The organism is Streptomyces sp. NPDC051133 (assembly GCF_040682635.1).
Classification (GTDB): Bacteria; Actinomycetota; Actinomycetes; order Streptomycetales; family Streptomycetaceae; genus Streptomyces.
In genome coordinates this window covers 191479-213124 of sequence record NZ_JBFBBK010000009.1, presented here as the reverse complement: position 1 = coordinate 213124, position 21646 = coordinate 191479, and the positions used below count along the sequence as shown (strand labels likewise).

The following is a 21646-nucleotide window of genomic DNA, read 5'->3' as shown; positions in this document are numbered from 1 at the left end:
CGACTGACGGTGTACGATCCGGCGCCCTCTGTGACGGCTGTTCATTCGGCGTACTTCTTGGCCACCTTTGCGATGAACTGCCGGGATTGCTCCACATTGAGGGACTGTGCCCGCAGATGCTCGTACATCACGGCGTACTTCTGCACGTCCTGCGCCTTCTCCAGGTACAGGTCGCTGGTGACGCCCTCCAGGTAGACCACGCTGGAGTCGGCCGCGTCGGCGAACTCCAGGATCGCGTACTGGCCGTTGAGCCCCGGGTGTGCGCCCACCTCGAACGGCAGCACCTGCACGGTGACGTGCGGCAGCTGGGACATCTCGATCAGGTGCTCCAGCTGCTCCCGCATCACCAGCTTGCTGCCCACCTCCCGGCACAGCGCCGCCTCGTCCAGCACCACCCAGAGCCGGAGCGGGTTCTGGTCGGCGGTGATACGTTCCTGTCGGCGCATGCGCACCTGGACGCGCTTCTCGATCTCGGCCGTCGACGTCTCCGGCAGCGCGCCCTGCACGAGGGCCTCCGCGTAGGCGCGGGTCTGCAACAGACCGGTCACCAGCTGGGGTTCGTACACCCGGAGCGACTCCGCGTCGGTCTCCAGGCCGATGTACACGCTGTACGGGATGTCGCCGAAGGTGTGCCACCACCCTTGCTGCCGCGAATCCCGGGCCATCTCCATCAGCGAGTCGACGATCCGCTGGTCCTCGACCTCGTACACCCCGCACAGGTCGCGCACATCGCGCTGGCTGATGCTTCTGCGGCCGTTCTCCAGCCGGCTGATCTTCGACTGCGACACGAGCAGCCGCTCCGCGACCTCTTCGGCCGTCATGCCCTTGAGCTCACGGAGCCTGCGCAGCTCCTGGCCCAGTCGGCGCCGCCTGACGGTGGGATTGACATTGGACGCCACGGGACGTGCACCTCCGGCTGACTGCCTGTTCCTTGACACTTTCCGTATCTGCTGTTGAGCAGACTGCCACCAAGATGTCTTCTACCGCTGGGAAATGGTGGATATGCGGCGCGTACGCGTCAGTTCGCCACGGCCCGCCGCCGATGGTGTGCCGTGGACGCAGTCGAGCGGGGCGGTGAGACCACGAGGATCTCACCGCCCCGCTCGGACCAGCGGCTCCCGAACCGGGTCTGTGGGGACCGGGGTGACGGCTCAGTGGGCCACGGCGCGTGCCATGGACCCGCGGTGGGGCTGCATCGGAACACCGCGCGCGGGTTCCGTCGCCCTCGGCGCGGGCGCGCCCTGCCGGCCGGTGGCGGCCGGCCCCCGGCGTGGCTGTGCCGCGGCGCCGTTCTGCACGTCCATCACGGCGTGCGCGACCAGGCCGCCCATGGGGTCGTGCCGGATCAGATCCCGCAGCCGGGACCGGGACGAGCGTCCCTCGTTCCCCGGATACAGGTGCTTGCCGAGTCCGACGGCGTGCGCCAGGGCGGCGAGCGCCGCGGTCCGCGGGTCCGGCGGCACACCGGTGCGGATCGCGGAATCCAGCCGGGATCGGATCTCCCGGCTGATGGCGGTGTCCGTCGCCTGATAGCGCGTCGTCGGCAACACCCCGCACATCTGGCCCGGTACGGCGGCGACCATGCCGCACCGCTCCAGATGCGAGAGGTAGACCTGGCGGAGCCCGAGACGCGGCCCGCCGATCCAGTGGACGGCACGTACCGGAGCGCCGCGCCTTCGCAGCAACTCCAACGCGCAGTCCAGAGTCGGATCTCCTGTCGGCCGTGGTACCACCACGGCGATACGATCCCCGTCTGGGGCTATCCGTCCGGCCAGCGCCAGCTCCACTAGCTGTGCACCGGCCAGACCGAGGTCGAGCGACTGCGGCTGTGCAGTGGTACCCGTGGCCGGGTCCAGTGCCAGCAGCAGAAGCTCCTCCGGAATTGTTCTGCGGCTCCTGCCCATCCATGCCTCCCCGCGTGGATGAATGACAGGGTGACCCCTCTCACATTCATCTGTCGAGGGTGCGTGACCGGTTCGTAAGGGAACCGGTAGGTATGTCGTTCTCGTCTACCGCAGGGGCCAAGCCCTCACACAGGACACTGGTACATGGTTCGGACAGCGCGCGCGAGTGGGCGTGCGGCGCATGGAGGAGGCATCGGTGGCGGGCGAGTCCCCCGACAAGTCGAAGCAGCGCGAGTCGTCGGCAGGAGCGACGTCGGGCAGCGCGGCTCCGGTTCCCGAGGCGCGTGACCCGCGCCTCGCCGTAGCCCGCGAAAAGGATTCCTCGGGCGGTGCGGCGGACACCGCGACGAAGGTCCTGTCGGTACGGGACGTGAAGAAGCGGGCGGAGGAGGAACCTTCGACGCCGACGCCGACGCCGACGCCGGCACCGGCACCGGAGAAGTCCACCGACGCCGACGAGGCGAAGTCCGACGCCGAGGACGCGGCCCTGCGGGACGCGGTCTCGGCGTGGGTGCGTTCCGCGGACCCGAAGAAGCGGGAATCCGACGCGACTGCAAAGCCGTCCCCGGAGTCGCCCGCGCAGAAGGACACTTCCGGGGACGAGCCCGAGAAGGCCGACGCCGAGAAGACCGAGGCTGACGCAGCCGAGGCCGAAGAGGCCGACGCCGAGGCGGACGAGCCGACGGGTGCGGCCGAGGAGCCGGACGCGGAGGCGGAGGACGAGACCGAGCCCGAGCCCGAGGACGCGAAGTCCGAGGCGGAGGCGGACGCCGAGGATCGGGACGACGTCGAGGACGCGAAGCCCGAGGCCGGGGATCAGGACCCCGTCGAGGACGCGAAGCCCGACGCCGGGGTCGAGGACGCCGAGGCGGAGGAGCCCGGCGATGAGCCGGACGACGCCGACGGCGAGGACGCCCCACAGGGAACACCCGCGGCCGACGACGAAAGCCGCACGGGTGGTGCGGGTGGGAAGAAGGACGCCGAAGGCGCAGCCGAGGCGGAGGACGCCGACGCGCCGCAGGCAACCGCCGAGGCGGAGGACGCCGACGCGCCGCAGGCAACCGCCGAGGCGGAGGACGCCGACGCGCCGCAGGCGGCCGTCGACCAGCCCACCACCGTCTTCAAGGCCGTACGCCCCAAGAAGCCGGAGGTCGACCAGCCGACCACCATGCTCAAGCTGGGCGGCGCCCCCAAGGCGCCCAAGGCCCCCGAGTCCCCCAAGGCCCCCGAGGCCGACCCCGAGCGCACCAGCAAGTTCATCGCGCTGAAGTCGGACGTCACCACCGCCGTCCCCCAGGTCGGCCCCGAGCGCACCACCCAGCAGCCGCTCCCGCCCAAGCCCCCGCTGGACCTGCTGGCGGAGCTGACGAACACGCCGCCGCCCCCGGAGACCCCGGTCCGCACGCTCGTGCGCCGGGTCAAGATCTGGACCCCTCTGGTCCTGCTCCTGGTGGTCATCCTCGGGGTCGTGCAGACGATGCGCCCGCTCCCCCGGCCCACCCTCGACCTGACCGCGCAGGACTCCTACACCTTCGGCGGCGCCAAGCCGGACATCCCGTGGCCGTCCCAGGGCCAGGCCGCCCTGGACGTCCAGGGCATCGGCACCTTCGGCTCCTCCGGCACCCAGAAGCCGGTCCCGATCGCGAGCGTCGCGAAGGTGATGACGGCGTACATCATCCTGCACGACCACCCGCTGAAGAGCGGCGCCGCCGGCCCCAAGATCAAGATCGACAAGCCGGCCGAGCAGCAGTCCGAGGCGGGCCAGGAGTCCACGGTGCACGTCACCGCCGGTGACTCGATCACCCAGCGCGAGGCCCTGGAGAGCATCCTCATCGCCTCCGCCAACAACATCGCCCGGCTGCTCGCGCGCTGGGACGAGGGCTCGGAGAAGGCGTTCGTGTCGAAGATGAACGCCACCGCGAAGAGCCTCGGGATGACGAACACCACGTACACGGACCCCTCGGGTCTGACGAACTCCACCGTCAGCACGGCCGTGGACCAGGTGAAGCTGGCCAAGGCCGCGATGACCGAGCCCGCCTTCCGCGAGGTGGCGGCGATGATGTCGTACGACGACTACAAGGGTGTCAACCACTCCAACTGGAACCACCTGGTCGGCCACAACAACGTCGTCGGCATCAAGACCGGCACCACCACCTCCGCCCTCGGCAACCTCGTCTTCGCGGCGAAGCAGCAGGTCGGCGGAGAGACCCGGACCGTGGTCGGCGCGGTGATCCGGCAGCCCGCGGGTGGCTCGGACAACACCATCCTCAGCGGTGCCCTGGACGCGGCGGACAAGCTGATCCGGGCCGGTCAGGGCGCGCTGAAGTCGGCGACGATCCTGAAGAAGGGCGATGTCGTCGGCTACGTGGACGACGGTCTGGGCGGCCGTACCCCGGTCGTGGCGACCAAGGACGTCACGGCGGCCGGCTGGTCCGGTCTGCAGGTGAAGCTGTCCTTCACCCCCGGCACCGTGCCGCACACCGCGAAGGCCGGCACTCAGGTGGGCTCGCTCACCGTGGGTGACGGTTCGGCGGGTGCGGTGCAGGTCCCGGTGGCCCTGGAGAAGGATCTGACCGAACCGGGCTTCACGGCCAAGCTGACCCGCATCGGCTGAGCCCGTCCCCCCTTGCCGCACCCCGCCGACGGAGCCCCGCGGCGGGGTGCGTGCTAGCGTCACGAATCGGGGCAGCTCGCCGGTCGGGGGACACGGCCGCGAACTGGATGCGAAACGGCCGGGAACATCACGGGACGCGGCCGAGAACAGAAAACGGGACACGGGGAGTGCCTTCAGGTGGCCACAGCGGAGCCGACACGCGCCGACGACGCCGACCCGGGCCCGGGATCGGGCTCGCGAATACGTCTGTCCACGGCTGACGCGGACCGTCGTCACGACCGGCATCACGACCGGCGTGACGAACTGGACCGCGGCGACAGCCGTACGCAGGTGCGTCCGGACCGGCTCGCGCGTCTCCTGGCCTCCGCCGAGCCCCTGCGGCAGCGGATGCTCCGGCACCCCGTCCTGTCGGTCACGGCCCTCGCGGGCGTCCTTCACATCATCTGGTTCTTCACGTTCGCGAACAGCGGTGGCGACCTGGCCGCTCAGGACGCCTGGGCGGAGTTCGTCGGCCGGCACCCGGACTCGGCGTACAACCTCGCCTGGTACGGGGGCATGCACCCGGTGTCGTACAGCGTGGTGTCGCCGTATCTGATGGCCGTCCTCGGCGTCCGTACGACGATGATGATCGCCGGGACGGTCTCCGCGGGCCTGCTGACCCTGGTCCTGATCCGCAGCCGGGCGGTGCGCAACCCGCTGTGGGCGTCCCTCGCCGGGGTCGCGGCGTTCCTGGCCAACGCGATCTCGGGCCGGGTGACCTTCGGGCTCGGCACGATGTTCGCGCTCGGGGCGGTCGCGGCCGTGTTCTGCTGGCCGTACCGGTGGCGGTACAAACGCTGGGCGAAGGCGGTGGTCGCCGCCCCGCTGGCCGGGCTGTCCACCATGGCCTCGCCCGTGTCGGGGCTGTTCGTGGGGCTGGTCGCGGCCGCCCTCTTCCTGCAGAAGCGGCGGCCGGGCGCGTGGGCGCTGGGGATCGCGCCCACGGTGGTGGTCGGGGCCTCGTACTTCCTCTTCCCGTTCTCCGGCACCCAGCCGATGACGTTCGGCTCGGTGGTCCTGCCCCTGCTGTACGGCCTGCTGTGCCTGTACCTGGCGCCGAAGGAGTGGGTGACCGTACGGCTGACGGCCGCGGTCTACAGCCTGGCGGTCGTGCTGGTGTGGCTGATCAGTTCGCAGATCGGCTCCAACATATCGCGGCTGCCGATGCTGTTCGCGGGTGCGACGCTGGTCGCCGCGCTGCCCTTCCACGTGCGCAAGTCGCGCCAGTGGTACGTGGCCGTGCTGGCCCTGCTGGGCTTCGCGGGCTGGGTCGGCTTCAAGTCGGTCGACGACATCATCCACACGACCCCGGCCGCCTCCTGGGCGCGGGAGCTGGCCCCGCTGGTGCACGAACTGCAGAAGGCCGGCGCCGAGAAGGGCCGCGTCGAGGTGGTCCCGGCCCGCTCGCACCGCGAGGCCTCCGCGCTCGCGCCGTACGTCAACCTGGCGCGTGGCTGGAACCGGCAGGCCGACATGGAGCGCAACCCGCTCTTCTACGACGACACGCTCAACTCGGCGAACTACCACGAGTGGCTCCAGCGGTGGGCCGTGCACTTCGTGGTGCTGCCGAAGGACAACCCGGACGGGGACGGCGGCCAGCGTGAGCGGCAGCTGCTGCAGCGCGGGATGCCGTATCTGAAGCAGATCTGGGGCGACGCGAACTGGCAGCTGTTCCAGGTGACCGACCCCGTGCCGCTCGCCGAGCCGAACGCGGTGGTGGACCGCGCCGAGCAGGGCGAGATGACGCTGGAGGTGCGCAAGGCCGGTCGGATCCTGATCCGGATCCCGTACTCGCCGTGGCTGAGCGTGGTCGACGAGCACGGCAAGAGCCTGAAGCCTCCGCAGGAGACGGAGGCCTCCAAACACCGGGCCACCGGGACGCCGAAGTCGTACACCAACGCCAACGGCTGTCTGGCCCAGACGCCGGAGGACGCCGACGGGGACAAGTGGACGATGCTGCTGGCGCCGAGGGCCGGGACGTACCACTTGGCCGCGCCGTACCAGCTGCCGCGCGGTACGCCGTGCCCGGACGAGCTCAAGTAGTGCCGCGCAGCTCGCTCACGTACCGGTCCGTGCCGGGGACCGTCGGGATGAACGGGGCGACGAGTTCCACCCGTCCCGGCCCCGAGCCGGTGATCTCCGCGTCCGGCCCCGTGAAGTGCTCCTCCCAGCACTCCCGCGGGTCGGTCTCCAGGAACCACAGCAGGGTGAGGCGGGTGCCGACGCCCTCGACCTGCTTGACGTAGGTCATGCGGTCGCCGGGCAGGGGCGTGGGCCGGAACACCGTGACCATGGCGGCGGGGGAGCCCGCGAGCCGCTTCGGCAGGTGCCGTGCGGTCAGCCACCGGAGCAGCTCGGTCCGCTGCTCCGGCGACTCGGCGTCGACGACCTGCAGCACCAGGCCGGCGTAGGGGTGGTCGAGGGCGTGGAAGTCCCTCGGGCCGGCCGCGCCGTCCCGGTACACCGTCGTCTCGTGGTCCTGGAAGGCCGTGAAGACGTGGGTGCGGGCGTGGTGGACGCGGGCGTCCCGGTTGAGGCGCTTGTTGATGGCGACGGTCCACTTCATGTGCTCGTCGTAGCGGCCGTCGGTGATCCAGTAGGTGGAGAGGTAGCAGCCGGCGGTGACCGGTTGGGCGACCGCCGACTTCTCCGGGTACCGCAGGAGCTGCAGGTCCCGGGTGGCGACCCAGCGGCGGCCCGCGTACATCCAGGGCATGGCCATGGCGCCGGCGTAGTAGTGGTCGTCCTCGTACCAGCGGTTGTACGCGTACTCGTGGCCGGGGTGCGGCTCGACCATGGTGATCAGGGCGTGTCCGGGGCGGACGCCGTACGGTCCTGCGGCGGCCAGTTCGGCGTACAGCTCGCTGCGGGTCTCGTCGCTCATACGGTTCCCCTTTCCTGCGACGGCCCATACTCTGACGCTCCGTCAGATAGAGCGCCATACCGCGGGAGGCACCGATGTCCCTGCTCGCAGGCAAGACCGTCGTCGTATCGGGAGTGGGTGCCGGGCTCGGCCACCAGGTCGCCGCGGCCGTCGTACGGGACGGCGGGAACGCGGTGCTCGGGGCCCGCACCGAGGCGAACCTCGCGAAGAGCGCCGCGGAGATCGACCCCGGCGGCGCGCGCACGGCGTACCGGGCTACCGACATCACCGACGAGGGGCAGTGCGAGCGGCTGGCCGCGCTGGCGCGGGAGCGATTCGGCGGGATCGACGCCGTGGTGCAGGTGGCCGCCTGGGACTCCTACTTCGGCGGGGTCGAGGACGCGGACTTCGCGACCTGGCAGTCGGTCATCGACGTGAACCTGCTGGGGACGCTGCGGATGGCCCGGGCCTGTCTGCCGTCGCTCAGGGCGGGCGGGGGCGGTTCGGTGGTGTTCATCGGGACGCAGTCGGCCGTGGCCGCGCCGTCACAGGTGCGGCAGGCCGCGTACGCCGCCTCGAAGGGGGCGCTGACGAGCGCGATGTACTCGCTGGCGCGGGAACTGGGGCCGGACCGGATCCGGGTCAACACGGTGCTGCCGGGCTGGATGTGGGGGCCGCCGGTGCAGGCGTTCGTGCGGTTCACGGCGCAGAGCGAGGGGGTGCCGGAGGCGGAGGTGCTGGGGCGGCTGACCGAGCGGATGGCGCTGCCGGAGCTGGCCACCGACGGGGACGTGGCGGATGCCGCGGTGTTCCTGTCGTCGGACCGGGCGCGGGCGATCACGGGACAGTCGTTGCTGGTCAACGCGGGCGAGCTGATGCGCTGACCCGAGAGCCGGCCCGGTCGGGGCTGTTCATGTTCATGAACAGAGGTCATTCTCCAGAACGATTTTGCCGTTACTTGACCGGACGCTTGCTTGTCGTGTTCACGTGGCCGCACCCACGATCGGGCACATGAACAGTCTCGACTGGGCCGTGCTCATCGGCTACTTCGGTGTGATGGTCGCGATCGGCGTCTGGTCGCACAAGCGCGTCGACAACGTCTCCGACTTCTTCACGGCCGGCGGGAAGATGCCCTGGTGGCTCTCCGGCATCTCCCACCACATGTCGGGCTACAGCGCCGTGATGTTCACCGGGTACGCGGGCATCGCCTACACCTACGGCGTCACGTCCTTCATCACCTGGTCCTTCCCCATCGCGCTCGGCATCGCCATCGGGTCGAAGCTGTTCGCGCCGCGCATCAACCGGCTGCGGTCCCGGCTCCACGTGGCCTCCCCGCTGGAGTACCTGAAGAACCGCTACAACCTCCCCACCCAGCAGGCGCTCGCCTGGTCGGGCATGCTGCTGAAGATCGTGGACGTGGGCGCCAAGTGGGCCGCGATCGCGACCCTGTTGTCGGTGTTCACCGGTGTCACCCTGAACCAGGGCATCCTCATCACCGGCGCCATCACCGCCGTGTACTGCACGATCGGCGGCCTGTGGGCGGACGCGCTGACCGAACTCGGCCAGTTCGTCATCCAGTTGCTGGCCGGCGTCTCCATGTTCGTGGCGGTCGTGCTGAAGCTGAGCGACCGGCACATCGGTTTCCTCGACGCCTGGAACCAGCCCGCGCTGCACGGCCACGGCAAGCCCCTGGTCGGCCCCTACGGCACCGTCTTCCTCCTCGCCTTCCTCTTCATCAAGCTCTTCGAGTACAACGGCGGCATGCTCAACCAGGCCCAGCGCTACATGGCGACGGGCAGCGCGCACGAGGCCGAGCGCGGGGCCCGGCTGTCGGCGGTCCTGTGGCTGGTCTGGCCGGTGGTGCTGTTCTTCCCCATGTGGATGTCCCCGCTGCTGGTCCACGCCCAGAAGCCGGACGGCTCCGACTCCTACGGCCTGATGACCGAACAGCTCCTCCCGCACGGCCTGCTGGGCCTGGTCGTCGTCGGCTTCTTCTCCCACACGATGGCGATGTGCTCCTCCGACGCCAACGCGATCGCGGCGGTGTTCACCCGTGACGTGGCGCCGGTGCTGTCCGCACGGGCGCGGGCGTGGGGCGAGCGCTCCGGGCTGATCGCGGCCCGGGTGACGACGGTGGTCTTCCTGGGCCTGTCCATGGCGGTCGCGACCCAGGTCGACTCCCCCACCTTCAAGGACATCATCACGGTCGTCATCAAGTGGGTGGCCGGCCTCATGGGCCCGATCGCCATCCCGATGATGCTGGGGCTGCTGCGCACCTTCCGCCGCTCGGGGCCGACGGCGGCCCTCACCAGCTGGGCGGCGGGCCTGCTGGCCTTCTGGCTGGTCAACTACCCGATCAGCTGGCACGTCGACGGCGGAGTCCCGCTCCAGTACCAGGTGTCGGTCCCGCTCGCCGTCTCCCTGGTCCTGTACATCCTGATCGGCCACCTCAAGCCGGAGGACACCCCCGAGCGCCTGGCGATCATCGAGCGGGTGAACTCGGACGGGGACGGGGCCGCCTCGCGGGCCGTGCCGGTGCCCGCGGGTGCCGGGGACGACGCGGTGGGGGCGCCGTAGGGGTGAGCGCCGTGCGCCGAGGGCGGGTCCGTCCCACCGGTCGCGCGGCTTCCCGCGCCTCGCCGCTACGCCCGCGGATACCGGGCCAGCCACCCCGGTGAGGAGCCGGCGGGGCCGTGCAGGGCGGGGCCCTGGGTCATCTCCATCGCGAAGTCGTCGGCGAGTTCGAGGATCGTGGGGCGGCCCTCCAGTTCGGCCAGCCAGGCCGGCGGGAGGGCCGTCTCGCCGTGCAGGGCGCCCAGCAGACCGCCGGTCAGCGCGCCCGCAGCGGCCGAGGGGCCGCTCTGGTTCACCGCCAGGCACAGGCCGTGCCGCACGTCCTCACCGACCAGGGCGCAGTAGACGGACGCGGCGAGCAGACCGTCCGCCGTGCCGTCGCCCGCCAGCTCCTCCACCCGGGTCGGACTGGGCATCCCCTGCCGTACCGCGCCGAGGGCGTGCTGGAGGGCGTCGGCGACGGGCTGGTGGCCGGGGCGGGCGGCGAGCAGCGCGAGAGCCTTCTGCACGGCGCCGTCCAGGCTGTCGCCGCGGGCCAGGGCGTGCACGATGACGGCGTACGCGCCCGCCGAGAGGTAGGCGATGGGGTGGCCGTGGGTCTGGGCCGCGCACTCCACGGCGAGCTGCACCACGAGCTGCGGCTCCCAGCCGACCAGCAGCCCGAAGGGCGCCGAGCGGGCGACGGCCTCCGGGCCCAGCTCGCCCGGGTTCTTCGGCTGCTCCAGGGTGCCCATGACGTCGTCGCCGAACCCCAGGAACAGGATGCGGCTGGGATCGCGGCGGGCGTACAGCCACTCCTCGCGCGCCAGCCAGCCGTCGTCCTTGCGGCGCTCGTCGGGCCCCCAGTCCCGCTGGGTGGCCACCCCGCGCCGGTACGCCCGGTGCAGATCGGTCGGCGGGTGCCAGGCGCCGGTGTCCCGGCGCACCTGGGCCCGTATCAGCCCGTCCACGCTGAACAGGGTCAGCTGGGTGTGGTGGGTGACCGTGCCGCGCCGCCCGTGCCCGAAGGCCAGGTCGAGCAGGCCCTCCGGACCGAACGTGCTGCGGATCTCCTCCAGGGACAGCGCGTCGGCCGGGCCGCCCAGCGCATCGCCCACGGCGACCCCGAGCAGGGCGCCCCGCACCCTGCCCCGGTAGTCCTGCTGCTCGGCACGGCCCCAGACGGCGCCGGATGTCGCACCCATCCAGACCTCCTCACGGCACCGTCCGTCCGTACGACGGTCAGCACTGTAATCGACGGAGAACGGTCCGTTCACAGGGGCAAACCGGCCGCGAGGGGTCATTCCCGCACAGCTATGAGCGCTTCGACCCCGTCGAGAATCCGGTCGAGCCCGAACGCCAGCGGGTCGGCTCCGGCCGGCTCGAAGGCGCCGTCGGCGATGGCCCGGGTCAGGGCCGGGAACCGGTCCGCGTGGCGTTCGAGCACTTCACCGGTGAGCCGGTTCCACTCGCGGTCCTCGTCCGCGTCGAAGTCGGCCGTCTGCTGCGCGAGGCTGCGCACCAGGCCGACGACGAGGACGAAGACCTGGTGCCGCTGGGCGGCGGGCAGGCCGGTCGGCTCCAGGGCGGCGTGCGCCGCGTCCAGCCAGCCGAGCTGGTGCGGGCCCATGACCTGGCGGCGCATCGCGGTGGCGGCGAGCGCCCAGGGGTGCGCCCGGTACAGGTCCAGGCACCGGCGGGCCCACTCCCGGACGCCGGCCCGCCAGTCCCCCGCCGCGGCCGAGAGGTCGGGGACCTCGGCGAGCACCGACTCGATCATCAGCTCGACCAGTTCCGCCTTGCCGGGGACGTAGCGGTAGAGCGCCATCGCCGAGACGCCGAACTCCGCGGCGACCTTGCTCATCGAGACCGCGTCCAGGCCCTGGGCATCGGCCAGTTCGACGGCGGCCGCGGCGATCCGCCGCGGGGACAGCGTCGGCTTGGGCCCGCGCGTGGGCTGCTCCTGTTCGCCCCACAGCAGCGCCAGGACCGCCCGGGCGTCGCGCGGCTTGTCCTGGTGCTCCTTGTTCCGTCCGGCCACGAGGTCCCTTCCGTCCGAGTGCGCGGAAGCCCGTTGACTCCGCCCGACAACTGTATATACCGTAAACGCCAGAACGGCTGATGACATAAACAGTTTAGGGGGAACACCATGCTGCTGACCTACCGCGCCCTCAAGCGCCGCGCCCACGCCAAGACCCTGCGCATCACCACCCCGAACGGCATCGACGAGTCCTCGTACGTCCGCATCGGCGGCATCGACCAGTGGATCTCCGTGCGCGGCGACGACCGGGCGAACCCGGTGGTCCTGGAGGTCCACGGCGGCCCCGGCGCCTCCAACCTCATCCACGTCCCCCGCACCCGCGCCTGGGAGCGGCACTTCACCATCGTCCGCTGGGACATGCGGGGAGCCGGCCGGACGTTCGCGGCGAGCGGCCCGCAGGGGCAGGGCGAGATGATCCTGGACCGCCTGTACCGGGACGCCCTGGAGGTGACGGACCACATTCGCGCCCGCCTGGGCGTGGACAGGGTGGTGCTCCTCGCCAACAGCTTCGGCTCGGTCACCGGACTCCGCCTCGCCCGCAACCACCCCGAGCGGTACTCGGCGTACGTCGGCACGGACCAGAACATCGTCGACGGGGGCCGTGACACCTCGGCGTACGAGGCGCTGCTGGCCCGCCTGGAGAAGGCGGGCAGGAAGAAGGAGCGGGCGAAGGTGGCGGCCATGGGCGCCGACCGCTCCGCCTGGTCGACGCACGAGTGGGCCCGGTACTCGAAGACGGTGGTCACGACCGACCCGCTGACCTACGACACGATGAAGACGGTCATCATCCGCTCCCTCTGGTTCTCCCCGCTCCACACCCTGCGCGACCTGCGCACGTACCTGAAGGGCATGACGTTCTCCGAACAGCTGGGCCCGCAGGCGTCGACGATCGACGAGCGGGCCGAGGGCACCACCTTCCGCCTCCCGTTCTTCCTCTTCCAGGGCGACAGCGACGTCCTCACCCCACCGGAGCCGGCCCGCCGCTTCTACGACGAGGTGACGGCCCCGCTGAAGGACTTCGCCCTCATCCGGGACGCCGGTCACTTCGCGTCCTTCCGGCACCCGGACCAGTTCCTGGACCTGCTGCTGACGAAGGTGCGGCCGGCGGTGACCGGGGAGCCGGCAGGGCGCTGAGTCCCACCCGTTGGGCCACCGGCCCTCCTGGGTCTATCGTCTGAATCCTGAGGCCAGGACGAGGAGGACGGCCGGTGATGCCGCAGGACGAGGCCGTGATCGGCTGCACGGGGAAGGTACTCATCGGAACGCGCGGATCCGCCGGGCCCGGCGAGGTCCTGGTGCGGGTCAGAGGCGGTTCCGAGACCTTCCTCGCCTGGTCGGAGGAGCCCCTGCCGGTGGGCGCGACCGTGCTCGTGATCGAATCACGTGGATGCCGCGAAGTCGGCGTCATCGAGTGGGTGGATCCATTGGACGCGCTCGGCGGAGGCACCGCCGGCGCAGGCTGAGGAGAACAAGCATGTTCGGATACCGCGTTCCCGCTCCCGACGAGGCGATGCTGATCTCGGGGGGCCGGCGGGGACTGGGGGGCGCGCCGTTCCGAGTGGTGACAGGGCACGGCAAGTTCGTGCTGCCGGTCTTCAGGAAGGTCCGCTTCCTCACCCTGTCGATGTGCGAGTCCGAGGTCACCGAGACCTGCGTGACCCGCCAGGGCATCGCGCTGCACGTCCGCGCGGTCATCGCCTTCAAGGTCGGCAACGACCACGAGAGCATCATCAACGCCGGCCAGCGGTTCCTCTCCGACCAGGAGCAGATGTCCGTCCTGACCGGCCGGATCTTCGCGGGACACCTGCGGGCGATCATCGGCTCGATGACGGTCGAGGAGATCGTCACCGAGCGGCAGAAGCTGGCCGCGGAGGTCCTGGACACCTCCAAGACGGAGATGGCCAAGATCGGCCTGATCGTGGACTCGCTGCAGATCCAGTCGATCGACGACGGCGACACCGGCTACATCGACGCGATGTCCGCGCCGCACAAGGCGGCCATCCAGCGGCAGGCGCAGATCGCCCAGGCGCAGGCCACCCAGGCCGCGGTCGAGGCGGAGCAGGCGGCGGCCCGCAAGCAGGCCGAGTACGCCCGGCAGACGGCCATCGTCAAGGCCGAGTACTCGGCCGAGGTGGACCGCGCCCAGGCGGAGTCCGCGCAGGCCGGACCGCTGGCCCAGGCCCACGCCCAGCAGGAGGTGCTCGCCGCCCAGACGGAACTGGCGCAGCGCCAGGCGAAGTTGCGCCAGCAGCAGCTCGTGGCCGAGGTCGTGAAGCCCGCCGAGGCCGAGGCCGAGCGGGTCAGGATCCTCGCCGCCGCCGAGGCGCAGCGGATGAAGATCCAGGCGGAGGCCGCGGCCTCCTACGACCGGGTCGCGCTCGACCGGATGCTGATCGACCAGCTCCCGCAGATCGTGAAGGAGGCCGCAGGCGGCCTGGCCGGCGCCAACGTCAACGTCCTGAACGGCGCGGACGGCCTCGGTGAGATCGCCGCCGGACTGGTGTCCCAGGGTCTGACGATCCTCGACTCCGTACGGCAGAACCTGGGCGGCCAGGACTCCGACGGCCACCGCCCCGACGAGCGCAAGGGCAGCGACCTGCTCCAGCTGCACGCGGCCAAGGACCGCAAGTCGGACGACGGTCCGGTCAACGTCGACTAGCCGGAGCCGGCCGGCGGACCCCCGCCGGCCGTTCGGGCCCGGCCCGCCACCGGGACCGGATGCGGCGGGTGTCGCCGCTCACCTCGCGTAGCGCGCCCGCATCGCGTCCCGGGCCTGTTTCGCCCTCGTCAGGCGGGGGGCGATCCTGGCCCGGTCGGCGCCGGGGCTGTGCAGCAGCACGTCGAGGCCGTCGGCCAGGTCCACCAGGTCCGTCCAGTCGTGCGCCACGGCGGACACCCGGTGCAGCCGGGTGTCCAGTCCGGGCCAGTTCTGCAGGCCCGCGCCGATCACGGCCTCGACGACGTCGCGCGCCGAGGGGCCGTAGACGCCCGGCTGCCGGGCCGCGTCGGCGAAGGCGTGCCACCATGGCCGGGCGGCGGCCACCCCCTCTCCTCCGCTGACCGCCAGGGCCACGGCCAGCAGGCCGCCGGCCGCGTGGACCGCCCGCTGCCGTTCGGCCGCCTGCCGGGCGAGGGACCAGTTCCGCCGCCCCAGGTGCACGGCGAACCGGACGGCGGCGGTGTCCCGCTCCGCCAGCGCCTCCTCGTACCGCCCCTCGAACAGGTGGACCTCCGCCAGCCGTTGGCCGGCCCAGCCGGCGTCGCCGCCCAGCGCCCGGTACCGCTGGAGGCCGGAAACCGCCTGTGCCAGCCGGCCGACACTGAGGTCGGCCAGGATCCTGATCGACAGGGCCCAGGCCCCCGTGGGGTCCAGTTCCACGGCGCGATACGCGTCGGCGAGGGCGAGGTCGTGGCGGCGCCGGCGGCGGTGAACCATGGAGCGGTGGGCCAGGGCCCAGGGGTAGTCCGGGTTGAGACGCAGCGCGTGGTCGAGGTCCGCCAGCGCCTCCTCGTCGCGGCCGTGGCCGCCGTGCAGGGCGCCCCGGCTCGCGTACACGGAAGGGTAGGCGCCGTCCAGGTCGATGGCCCGCCGGTAGTCGGCCAGCGCCTCCTCCTCCCGGCCGACGGCGCCGAGCGCGTCCCCCCGCTCGCACAGCACCCAGGGCTCGGGGGCGACTCCCACGGCGTGGTGGAGATCGGCCAGTTGCCGCGTCCGGTCCCCGCGCGACCGCCACAGCCGGGCCCGGCGGACCCGGGCCCAGACGTAGTCCGGGTCGATCTCCAGCACCCGGTCCAGGTCCGCGAGTGCCCGGTCGTACTCACCGAGTGCGTGATGGGTCGCGCCGCGTGCAGCCCAGGCGACGCGGAGCGTCGGGTCGAGTTCGAGTGCCCGGTCCAGCGCCCGCAGCGCGTCGCTGAAGCGGCCGGCGGCGCGCTCGCACTCACCCAGGTAGGCCAGCGTCATGGCGTTCTCGGGCTCCAGGGCGCGCGCCCGGCCCAGGGCTTCCAGGGCCGCCTCGTAGTCGCGCAGATCACCGTGGGCGTAGCCCTTGCCGCGGTGCCCGAGGGCCAGCGCCGGATCGACGGCGACGGCCCTGTCGTACTCGGCCAGGGCACGCTCGGGGGTGCCGGCTTCGCGGAGGAGGTCTCCGCGCAGCGTGTGCGCCAGCGCCCGGGACGTGGCGTCGAGGACGGCGCGGTCGAGCAGCAGGGTGAGCGCCTCGGCGGTGGTCGGGGCCTCGACCGCGGCGAGCAGGTCGCGGCCCCAGCGCAGCACCGTCTCGTCCTGGTTGTCCCGCCCGGCCTCCGCCAGCATCTCCGCCCAGCGGCGGGCCTCCTCGTCGCCGAGACCGCACGCCCGTACCGCGTCCTGAAGCGCGACCCGCAGCGCCGCCGGGTCCCCCGTGCACAGCAGGTGGTAGGTCTCCGCCAGCAGCAGCCCCCGCCAGGACGCGTCCCGCCAGGGATCCACGAGGTCCGCCGCCCGTTCCCGCCGCCAGCCGCCGAAGATCCCCGCGAGCTCGCGCTGCTGCTCCGCCCAGCGCCTCGGTGAGCGACGGCGCTGCATGCGGAGCATCGGGGTGCGCACGACGTCGTGGTACTCGTCCCAGGTACCGCGGTCGATGAGGAACGGCATCCCGCGCAGCCAGCCGTAGAGGGCTTCGGCCTCCTCCTGCGGGCAGGCCACGGCCGCCCGGAACACGTCGGCGTCCAGACGCCGGGGCAGTGCGCAGGTCAGGGCCACCGCTCGGCGTACCGGATCCGGCTCCCACTTCAGGAACCGTTCCACCGCCGTGGCGCTCGGATCACCCACGTCGTCGGGGTCGGCGGGGCGGGTCTCGGCGAGGGTGGAGACGAGGACGGGAAGGCCGCCGGTCAGCCGCAGCACCTCCGCGACCACCGGTTCCACCACCACTCCCCGGTCCGCGAGCAGACCACGCGCCTCGGCTTCCGTGAACGGGCCGAGCGGCACGTCCGTCATGAAGTCCGTGAAACCGCCCCAGCGGGCGGTGTCGAAGGGGCGCTGGCCGGCGGTGACGACGATGACCTCGGCGGGAAGGGCGCCGTAGCGGTCGGTGGTCATCAGCTCGTGCAGCCAGCCGTCGAGGAAGGGGCCGGTGCGTTCGTAGGTGTCGAAGAGAAGGACCAGCCAGGGCACCGAGGCGGTGGCGTCCGACAGTTCGTCCAGCAGTTTCGGCGTCAGCACCCGCTCCGGCGACAGCACCAGCTGCACATCCTCCTGACTGCGGAAGCGCGCGCTCAGCCTGGCTCTCAAGCGGGCCGCCCCCTCGGCCAGTTGGCCCGCGTCCACCGCGCCGACGATGGCACCGGCGCCGGGTATCAGCGCGCCCACGCCCGCCATGCCGAGCCGTACCGCCGTCGTGGTCAGCGGGGACGGGCCCTCGGGCGCGGGCTCCAGGGCCGCGACTTCGGCCTCCGCCTCGTGGCGTCGCTCCCGGTGGGCCGCGAGGGCCTCCTCCAGCTTCTTCAAGCGGTGTCCCTGGCGGGCCAGTTGGCCGCTGATCGCCGCCATCGCCTCCGGCACGCTCCCGGCGCTCTCGTCGACGTAGGCCGTCAGCGCGCCGCGCTCCCGCGCGATCTGCTCCAACTCCCGCACCAGGAAGGTCTTTCCGACGCCCGCGTTGCCGTGGACGTGGAAGAGGAAGCGGTGCCGCTCGTCCTCCGGGGGAAGCTCCAAGTTCTCCCGGAACACAGCCCGTTCATCGCTCCGGCCGACGAAGCCGGCCCGTCTGCGCCGCCCGATCAGCTCCTGCATCGACGGCCGTGCCTGCGCCATCCGTACGCCCGCCCTTCCCCCCAGAGGCCCGCACCTCATTCTGGCGCAATGACCACGTGAGAAGTCGGCTGCCGGCAGGGGAGAATTCAGCCATGACCACCACCCCCACACGCACCACCGGCCTCAGCCTGGCCGCCGGCGTGCTCACCGGCATACTCGCGCTCTACATCGCCCTCGTGGCCCTCGGGAACATCACCGACTTCGGAACGAACCAGCAGTTCGTACGGCATGTGCTGGCGATGGACACCACGTTCAAGGACTCCGACCTGATGTGGCGGGCGATCACCAGCACCGCTCTGGAGGACACCGCGTACGTCGCGATCATCGTGTGGGAGACGGTGGCGGCCCTCGTGCTCGTCTGGGGCACCTGTCTGTGGGCGCGGCGCGATCACGACCTCGCGCGGCGCGTCTCCACCTACGGGCTGCTGATGCTGCTGCTGCTCTTCGGCGCCGGGTTCATCGCGATCGGCGGTGAGTGGTTCGCGATGTGGCAGTCGAAGACCTGGAACGGGCTGGACGCCGCGACCCGGATCCTCACCCTCAGCGGGGTCGCGCTGATCGTCAACCAGCTGCCGGGCGGCCGGCGTGACGCGGACGCGACCGCGACTACTTGACGACCGCCACCGTGAGGCCCTGCTCACCGAAGGACCACAGCGCGGCTCCGTCCTCCTTGTGCATACGGATGCCGCCCAGCTTCTTGCCCTCCGCGGGCGGCGGCGAGGCGCCGTCCAGGGCGTTGGAGAAGGCTATGTTCACGCCGGACACCTTGGTGAAGTACATCACGTGCTCGATCTCCACGCCGTCCGAGCCCTTCAGGGACTGGGTGCGCAGGGTGATCGAGTACCGGCCGGGCTGCGGGCTCACCGTGCCCGGCCACACCGCGAAGGTCCCGGCCGCCTTGCCGGTCGCGTCGACCAGCCACACCCGCTGCCGGGAGAGGGAATAGACGATCCGGCGGCCCTGTCCGGACGCGTCCGGCAGGGCCGGCGGTGCCGAGTGCTGCGGGGCCTTGGGCGCATGGGCGTGCGGCGACGCGGACGCGCCGGGCCGGACCACGGCGGCCGTGGGATGCGGCCCGTGGTCCGCCTGTACGGCGAGGGCGACGACGGCCGCGGTCGCCCCCGCTGTCAGACCGGTGACCCAGGCCCAGGAGGGCAGTCGGGCAGCCACGGGTACGCATCTCCTCCGCTACGGGGCCCCTTCTCGGATCCGGGGTCGGATCATCGTACTCAGTCCCGGCTCAGTCCAGGACCGGCAGCAGGTCCGGCAGATGCCCGTCGGAGGCCCGCGCCGCCCGCTGCCGCTCCTCGGGGACCTCGCCGTAGAGCGTCGTACGGGGCTTCGCCGGGCGGCCGGCCGCCTCGGCCACCGCCACCAGGTCACGGACGGACTTGTACGAGCCGTAGGACGAGCCCGCCATGCGGGAGATCGTCTCCTCCATGAGGGTCCCGCCCAGGTCGTTCGCGCCCGAGCGCAGCATCTCCGCCGCGCCCTCCGTGCCCAGTTTCACCCAACTTGTCTGAATGTTCGGGATGTGCGGGTGGAGCAGCAGCCGCGCCATCGCCGTCACCGCCCGGTTGTCCCGCGAGGACGGGCCGGGCCGCGCGATGCCCGCCAGGTACACCGGCGCGTTGGTGTGGATGAACGGCAGGGTCACGAACTCGGTGAAACCGCCCGTCTCGCGCTGGATCCGGGCCAGCGTGCGCAGGTGGCCCAGCCAGTGGCGGGGCTGGTCGACATGGCCGTACATCATCGTCGAGGACGAGCGGATGCCCAGCTCGTGCGCCGTCGTGATCACCTCGATCCAGGTGGCCGCCGGAAGCTTGCCCTTGGTCAGCACCCAGCGGACCTCGTCGTCCAGGATCTCCGCCGCCGTGCCCGGGATCGAGTCCAGGCCGGACTCCTTGGCCGCCGTGAGCCACTCGCGGACCGACATGCCGGTGCGTGTCGCGCCGTTCACCACCTCCATCGGCGAGAACGCGTGCACGTGCATGCCCGGCACCCGCTCCTTCACCGCCTTGGCGATGTCGAAGTACGCCGTGCCCGGCAGGTCGGGGTGGATGCCGCCCTGCATGCAGACCTCGACCGCGCCCACGTCCCACGCCTGCCGGGCGCGGTCCGCGACCTGCTCCAGGGATAGCGTGTACGCATCCGCGTCCGTCCTGCGCTGGGCGAAGGCGCAGAAGCGGCAGCCGGTGTAGCAGACGTTGGTGAAGTTGATGTTGCGGGTGACGATGTACGTCACGTCGTCGCCGACCGCGGTCTTGCGGACGTCGTCGGCCACCTGGCACAGCGCGTCCAGCGCGGGTCCGTCCGCGTGCAGCAGGGCGAGCGCCTCGGCGTCGGTCAGCCGCGTCGGGTCGTCGGCCGCCGTGCGCAGCGCCTGCCGCACGTCCCCGTCGATGCGCTCCGGCGCCATGCCGGGGGCCGCCGCCTCGCGCAGGGACTCCCAGTCGCCGTACACCTCGTCGAAGTCGTCACGCCGGTCGGCGCCGCGCCCCTCGGTGTCGATGGTGCGGTGCAGATCCGTGCGCCCGGTCGGCACGAAGGCCTCCTCGGGCTCCTGCCACGGGCGGCCCTCGACGGCCGCGTCCGCCAGGGCCAGGCCCGTCTCCGGGTCGGCCAGCGCGCTCACGTGCGGGCGCAGGCGCGGATCCAGCCAGGGCTCGCCGCGCCGCACGAACTCCGGGTAGACGCAGAGGCGTTCCCGCATCTCGAAGCCCGCCGCCGCCGACTTCGCGGCCAGCTCCTCGATCTGCGGCCAGGGACGTTCGGGGTTCACGTGGTCGATGGTCAGGGGCGACACCCCGCCCCAGTCGTCGATGCCGGCGCCGATCAGCCGCCCGTACTCGGAGTCGACCAGGTTCGGCGGGGCCTGCAGACAGGCACTCGGGCCCATGATGTGCCGAGCCACCGCCACCGTGGCGACCAGGTCGTCCAGTTCGGCGTCCGGCATGCCGCGCATCGCCGTGCCGGGCTTGGCGCGGAAGTTCTGGATGATCAGCTCCTGGATGCCGTGGTAGGCCCGGGAGACCTTGCGCAGGGCGAAGAGGGACTCCGCGCGCTCCTCGTACGTCTCGCCGATGCCGATCAGCAGCCCGGAGGTGAAGGGAACCGAGGAGCGCCCCGCGTCCTCCAGCACCCGCAGCCGGACGGCCGGTTCCTTGTCCGGGGAGCCGTGGTGCGGGCCGCCGGGCTCGGACCACAGCCGGGTCGCGGTGGTCTCCAGCATCATGCCCATGGAGGGCGCGACCGGCTTCAGGCGCTGGAAGTCCGTCCACGTCAGCACCCCCGGGTTGAGGTGGGGCAGCAGGCCCGTCTCCTCCAGGATGCGGATGGAGACGGCCCGGACGTAGGCGATGGTGTCGTCGTAGCCGTGCGCGTCGAGCCACTCGCGCGCCTCCGGCCAGCGGTCCTCGGGCTTGTCGCCGAGGGTGATCAGGGCTTCCTTGCAGCCGAGCGCGGCGCCCTTGCGCGCGATGTCGAGCACCTCGTCCGGGGACATGAACATCCCGTGCCCGGCGCGGCGCAGCTTGCCGGGGACGGTGACGAAGGTGCAGTAGTGGCACTTGTCCCGGCACAGCCGGGTGAGGGGGATGAAGACGCTCTTCGAGTAGGTGATGACGCCGGGCCTGCCCGCCGCCTCCAGGCCCGCGTCCCGCACCCGGGCGGCGGATGCGGCGAGGTCGGTCAGGGCCTCGCCGCGGGCCTGCAGCAGCACCGCCGCCTCGGCGGCGTCGAGGGCGACGCCGTCCCGGGCGCGTTTGAGGGCGCGACGCATGGAGTTCTCGGTCGGGCCGGTTCCGGAGGTCGCGGAAGTCGTCATCCCTCGAGC

At 71.8% G+C, this 21646-nt stretch carries 16 protein-coding genes; 8 read left to right on the top strand and 8 right to left on the bottom strand.

The window, feature by feature from the left end; all coding sequences use genetic code 11:
- Positions 1-41: 41 nt before the first annotated feature.
- Both AB0N17_RS12920 and AB0N17_RS12915 read right to left on the bottom strand, forming a co-directional pair.
- Positions 42-899: a helix-turn-helix transcriptional regulator gene (locus tag AB0N17_RS12920; RefSeq protein WP_366011277.1), complete on the bottom strand. Its 858-nt coding sequence runs from the start codon at positions 897-899 to the stop codon at positions 42-44.
- 252 nt (positions 900-1151) lie between these two features.
- Positions 1152-1904 carry a GPP34 family phosphoprotein gene (locus tag AB0N17_RS12915; protein WP_366011276.1) on the bottom strand — a complete coding sequence of 251 codons (753 nt, stop codon included), beginning with the start codon at positions 1902-1904 and terminating at the stop codon, positions 1152-1154.
- Between the two features lie 196 nt (positions 1905-2100).
- On the opposite strand from AB0N17_RS12915, the gene AB0N17_RS12910 reads away from it, so the two are divergent.
- Positions 2101-4518 (top strand): D-alanyl-D-alanine carboxypeptidase, encoded by a 2418-nt coding sequence (locus AB0N17_RS12910; protein WP_366011275.1) that lies wholly within the window; start codon positions 2101-2103, stop codon positions 4516-4518.
- Positions 4519-4695: 177 nt separating this feature from the next.
- A complete protein-coding gene (locus AB0N17_RS12905) occupies positions 4696-6600 on the top strand; it encodes an MFS transporter (protein WP_366011274.1) in 1905 nt (634 codons plus the stop codon).
- On the opposite strand, the gene AB0N17_RS12900 is transcribed toward AB0N17_RS12905, so the two are convergent.
- The gene (locus AB0N17_RS12900) at positions 6593-7441 is read right to left on the bottom strand and encodes a hypothetical protein (protein WP_366011273.1); all 849 of its coding nucleotides are present in this window, start codon (positions 7439-7441) and stop codon (positions 6593-6595) included. The two genes, AB0N17_RS12905 and AB0N17_RS12900, sit on opposite strands and share 8 nt — an antisense overlap.
- 74 nt (positions 7442-7515) lie before the next feature.
- Here AB0N17_RS12900 and AB0N17_RS12895 point away from each other — a divergent pair, with 74 nt between their 5' ends.
- Both AB0N17_RS12895 and AB0N17_RS12890 read left to right on the top strand, forming a co-directional pair.
- On the top strand, positions 7516-8304 hold the full coding sequence (locus tag AB0N17_RS12895; RefSeq protein ID WP_366011272.1) for an SDR family oxidoreductase: 789 nt from the start codon (positions 7516-7518) through the stop codon (positions 8302-8304).
- A 127-nt stretch (positions 8305-8431) separates the two neighbouring features.
- Positions 8432-9997 (top strand): sodium:solute symporter family protein, encoded by a 1566-nt coding sequence (locus AB0N17_RS12890; RefSeq protein ID WP_366011271.1) that lies wholly within the window; start codon positions 8432-8434, stop codon positions 9995-9997.
- Between the two features lie 65 nt (positions 9998-10062).
- Here the strand turns inward: AB0N17_RS12890 and AB0N17_RS12885 are convergent, their stop codons facing one another.
- Entirely contained in the window at positions 10063-11178 is a 1116-nt protein-coding gene (locus AB0N17_RS12885) for an ADP-ribosylglycohydrolase family protein (RefSeq protein ID WP_366011270.1), read from the bottom strand.
- A 95-nt stretch (positions 11179-11273) separates the two neighbouring features.
- Entirely contained in the window at positions 11274-12014 is a 741-nt protein-coding gene (locus tag AB0N17_RS12880) for a TetR/AcrR family transcriptional regulator (protein WP_366011268.1), read from the bottom strand.
- A 108-nt stretch (positions 12015-12122) separates the two neighbouring features.
- On the opposite strand from AB0N17_RS12880, the gene AB0N17_RS12875 reads away from it, so the two are divergent.
- From AB0N17_RS12875 to AB0N17_RS12865, 3 genes are all read left to right on the top strand, one after another.
- Positions 12123-13148 (top strand): alpha/beta hydrolase, encoded by a 1026-nt coding sequence (locus tag AB0N17_RS12875; protein ID WP_366011267.1) that lies wholly within the window; start codon positions 12123-12125, stop codon positions 13146-13148.
- Between the two features lie 77 nt (positions 13149-13225).
- A complete protein-coding gene (locus AB0N17_RS12870; protein ID WP_366011266.1) occupies positions 13226-13477 on the top strand; it encodes a hypothetical protein in 252 nt (83 codons plus the stop codon).
- Between the two features lie 11 nt (positions 13478-13488).
- Positions 13489-14673, top strand: a complete 1185-nt coding sequence (locus AB0N17_RS12865; protein WP_366011265.1) for an SPFH domain-containing protein — start codon at positions 13489-13491, stop codon at positions 14671-14673.
- A gap of 78 nt (positions 14674-14751) precedes the next feature.
- On the opposite strand, the gene AB0N17_RS12860 is transcribed toward AB0N17_RS12865, so the two are convergent.
- Positions 14752-17811 carry a tetratricopeptide repeat protein gene (locus AB0N17_RS12860; RefSeq protein WP_366011264.1) on the bottom strand — a complete coding sequence of 1020 codons (3060 nt, stop codon included), beginning with the start codon at positions 17809-17811 and terminating at the stop codon, positions 14752-14754.
- Positions 17812-17903: 92 nt separating this feature from the next.
- On the opposite strand from AB0N17_RS12860, the gene AB0N17_RS12855 reads away from it, so the two are divergent.
- The gene (locus tag AB0N17_RS12855; protein WP_366011263.1) at positions 17904-18425 is read left to right on the top strand and encodes a DUF2165 domain-containing protein; all 522 of its coding nucleotides are present in this window, start codon (positions 17904-17906) and stop codon (positions 18423-18425) included.
- On the opposite strand, the gene AB0N17_RS12850 is transcribed toward AB0N17_RS12855, so the two are convergent.
- Both AB0N17_RS12850 and AB0N17_RS12845 read right to left on the bottom strand, forming a co-directional pair.
- On the bottom strand, positions 18418-18981 hold the full coding sequence (locus AB0N17_RS12850; RefSeq protein ID WP_366011262.1) for a hypothetical protein: 564 nt from the start codon (positions 18979-18981) through the stop codon (positions 18418-18420). The two genes, AB0N17_RS12855 and AB0N17_RS12850, sit on opposite strands and share 8 nt — an antisense overlap.
- A 70-nt stretch (positions 18982-19051) precedes the next feature.
- Positions 19052-21637: a bifunctional FO biosynthesis protein CofGH gene (locus AB0N17_RS12845; RefSeq protein WP_366011261.1), complete on the bottom strand. Its 2586-nt coding sequence runs from the start codon at positions 21635-21637 to the stop codon at positions 19052-19054.
- Positions 21638-21646: the final 9 nt, after the last annotated feature.

Excerpts from the sequence above, each read along its gene's own strand:
- AB0N17_RS12915 (WP_366011276.1), bottom strand. The coding sequence starts at position 1,904 with ATGGGCAGGAGCCGCAGAACAATTCCGGAGGAGCTTCTGCTGCTGGCA.
- AB0N17_RS12900 (WP_366011273.1), bottom strand. The coding sequence starts at position 7,441 with ATGAGCGACGAGACCCGCAGCGAGCTGTACGCCGAACTGGCCGCCGCA.
- AB0N17_RS12895 (WP_366011272.1), top strand. The coding sequence starts at position 7,516 with ATGTCCCTGCTCGCAGGCAAGACCGTCGTCGTATCGGGAGTGGGTGCC.
- AB0N17_RS12890 (WP_366011271.1), top strand. The coding sequence starts at position 8,432 with ATGAACAGTCTCGACTGGGCCGTGCTCATCGGCTACTTCGGTGTGATG.
- AB0N17_RS12885 (WP_366011270.1), bottom strand. The coding sequence starts at position 11,178 with ATGGGTGCGACATCCGGCGCCGTCTGGGGCCGTGCCGAGCAGCAGGAC.
- AB0N17_RS12875 (WP_366011267.1), top strand. The coding sequence starts at position 12,123 with ATGCTGCTGACCTACCGCGCCCTCAAGCGCCGCGCCCACGCCAAGACC.
- AB0N17_RS12870 (WP_366011266.1), top strand. The coding sequence starts at position 13,226 with ATGCCGCAGGACGAGGCCGTGATCGGCTGCACGGGGAAGGTACTCATC.
- AB0N17_RS12865 (WP_366011265.1), top strand. The coding sequence starts at position 13,489 with ATGTTCGGATACCGCGTTCCCGCTCCCGACGAGGCGATGCTGATCTCG.
- AB0N17_RS12860 (WP_366011264.1), bottom strand. The coding sequence starts at position 17,811 with ATGGCGCAGGCACGGCCGTCGATGCAGGAGCTGATCGGGCGGCGCAGA.
- AB0N17_RS12855 (WP_366011263.1), top strand. The coding sequence starts at position 17,904 with ATGACCACCACCCCCACACGCACCACCGGCCTCAGCCTGGCCGCCGGC.
- AB0N17_RS12845 (WP_366011261.1), bottom strand. The coding sequence starts at position 21,637 with ATGACGACTTCCGCGACCTCCGGAACCGGCCCGACCGAGAACTCCATG.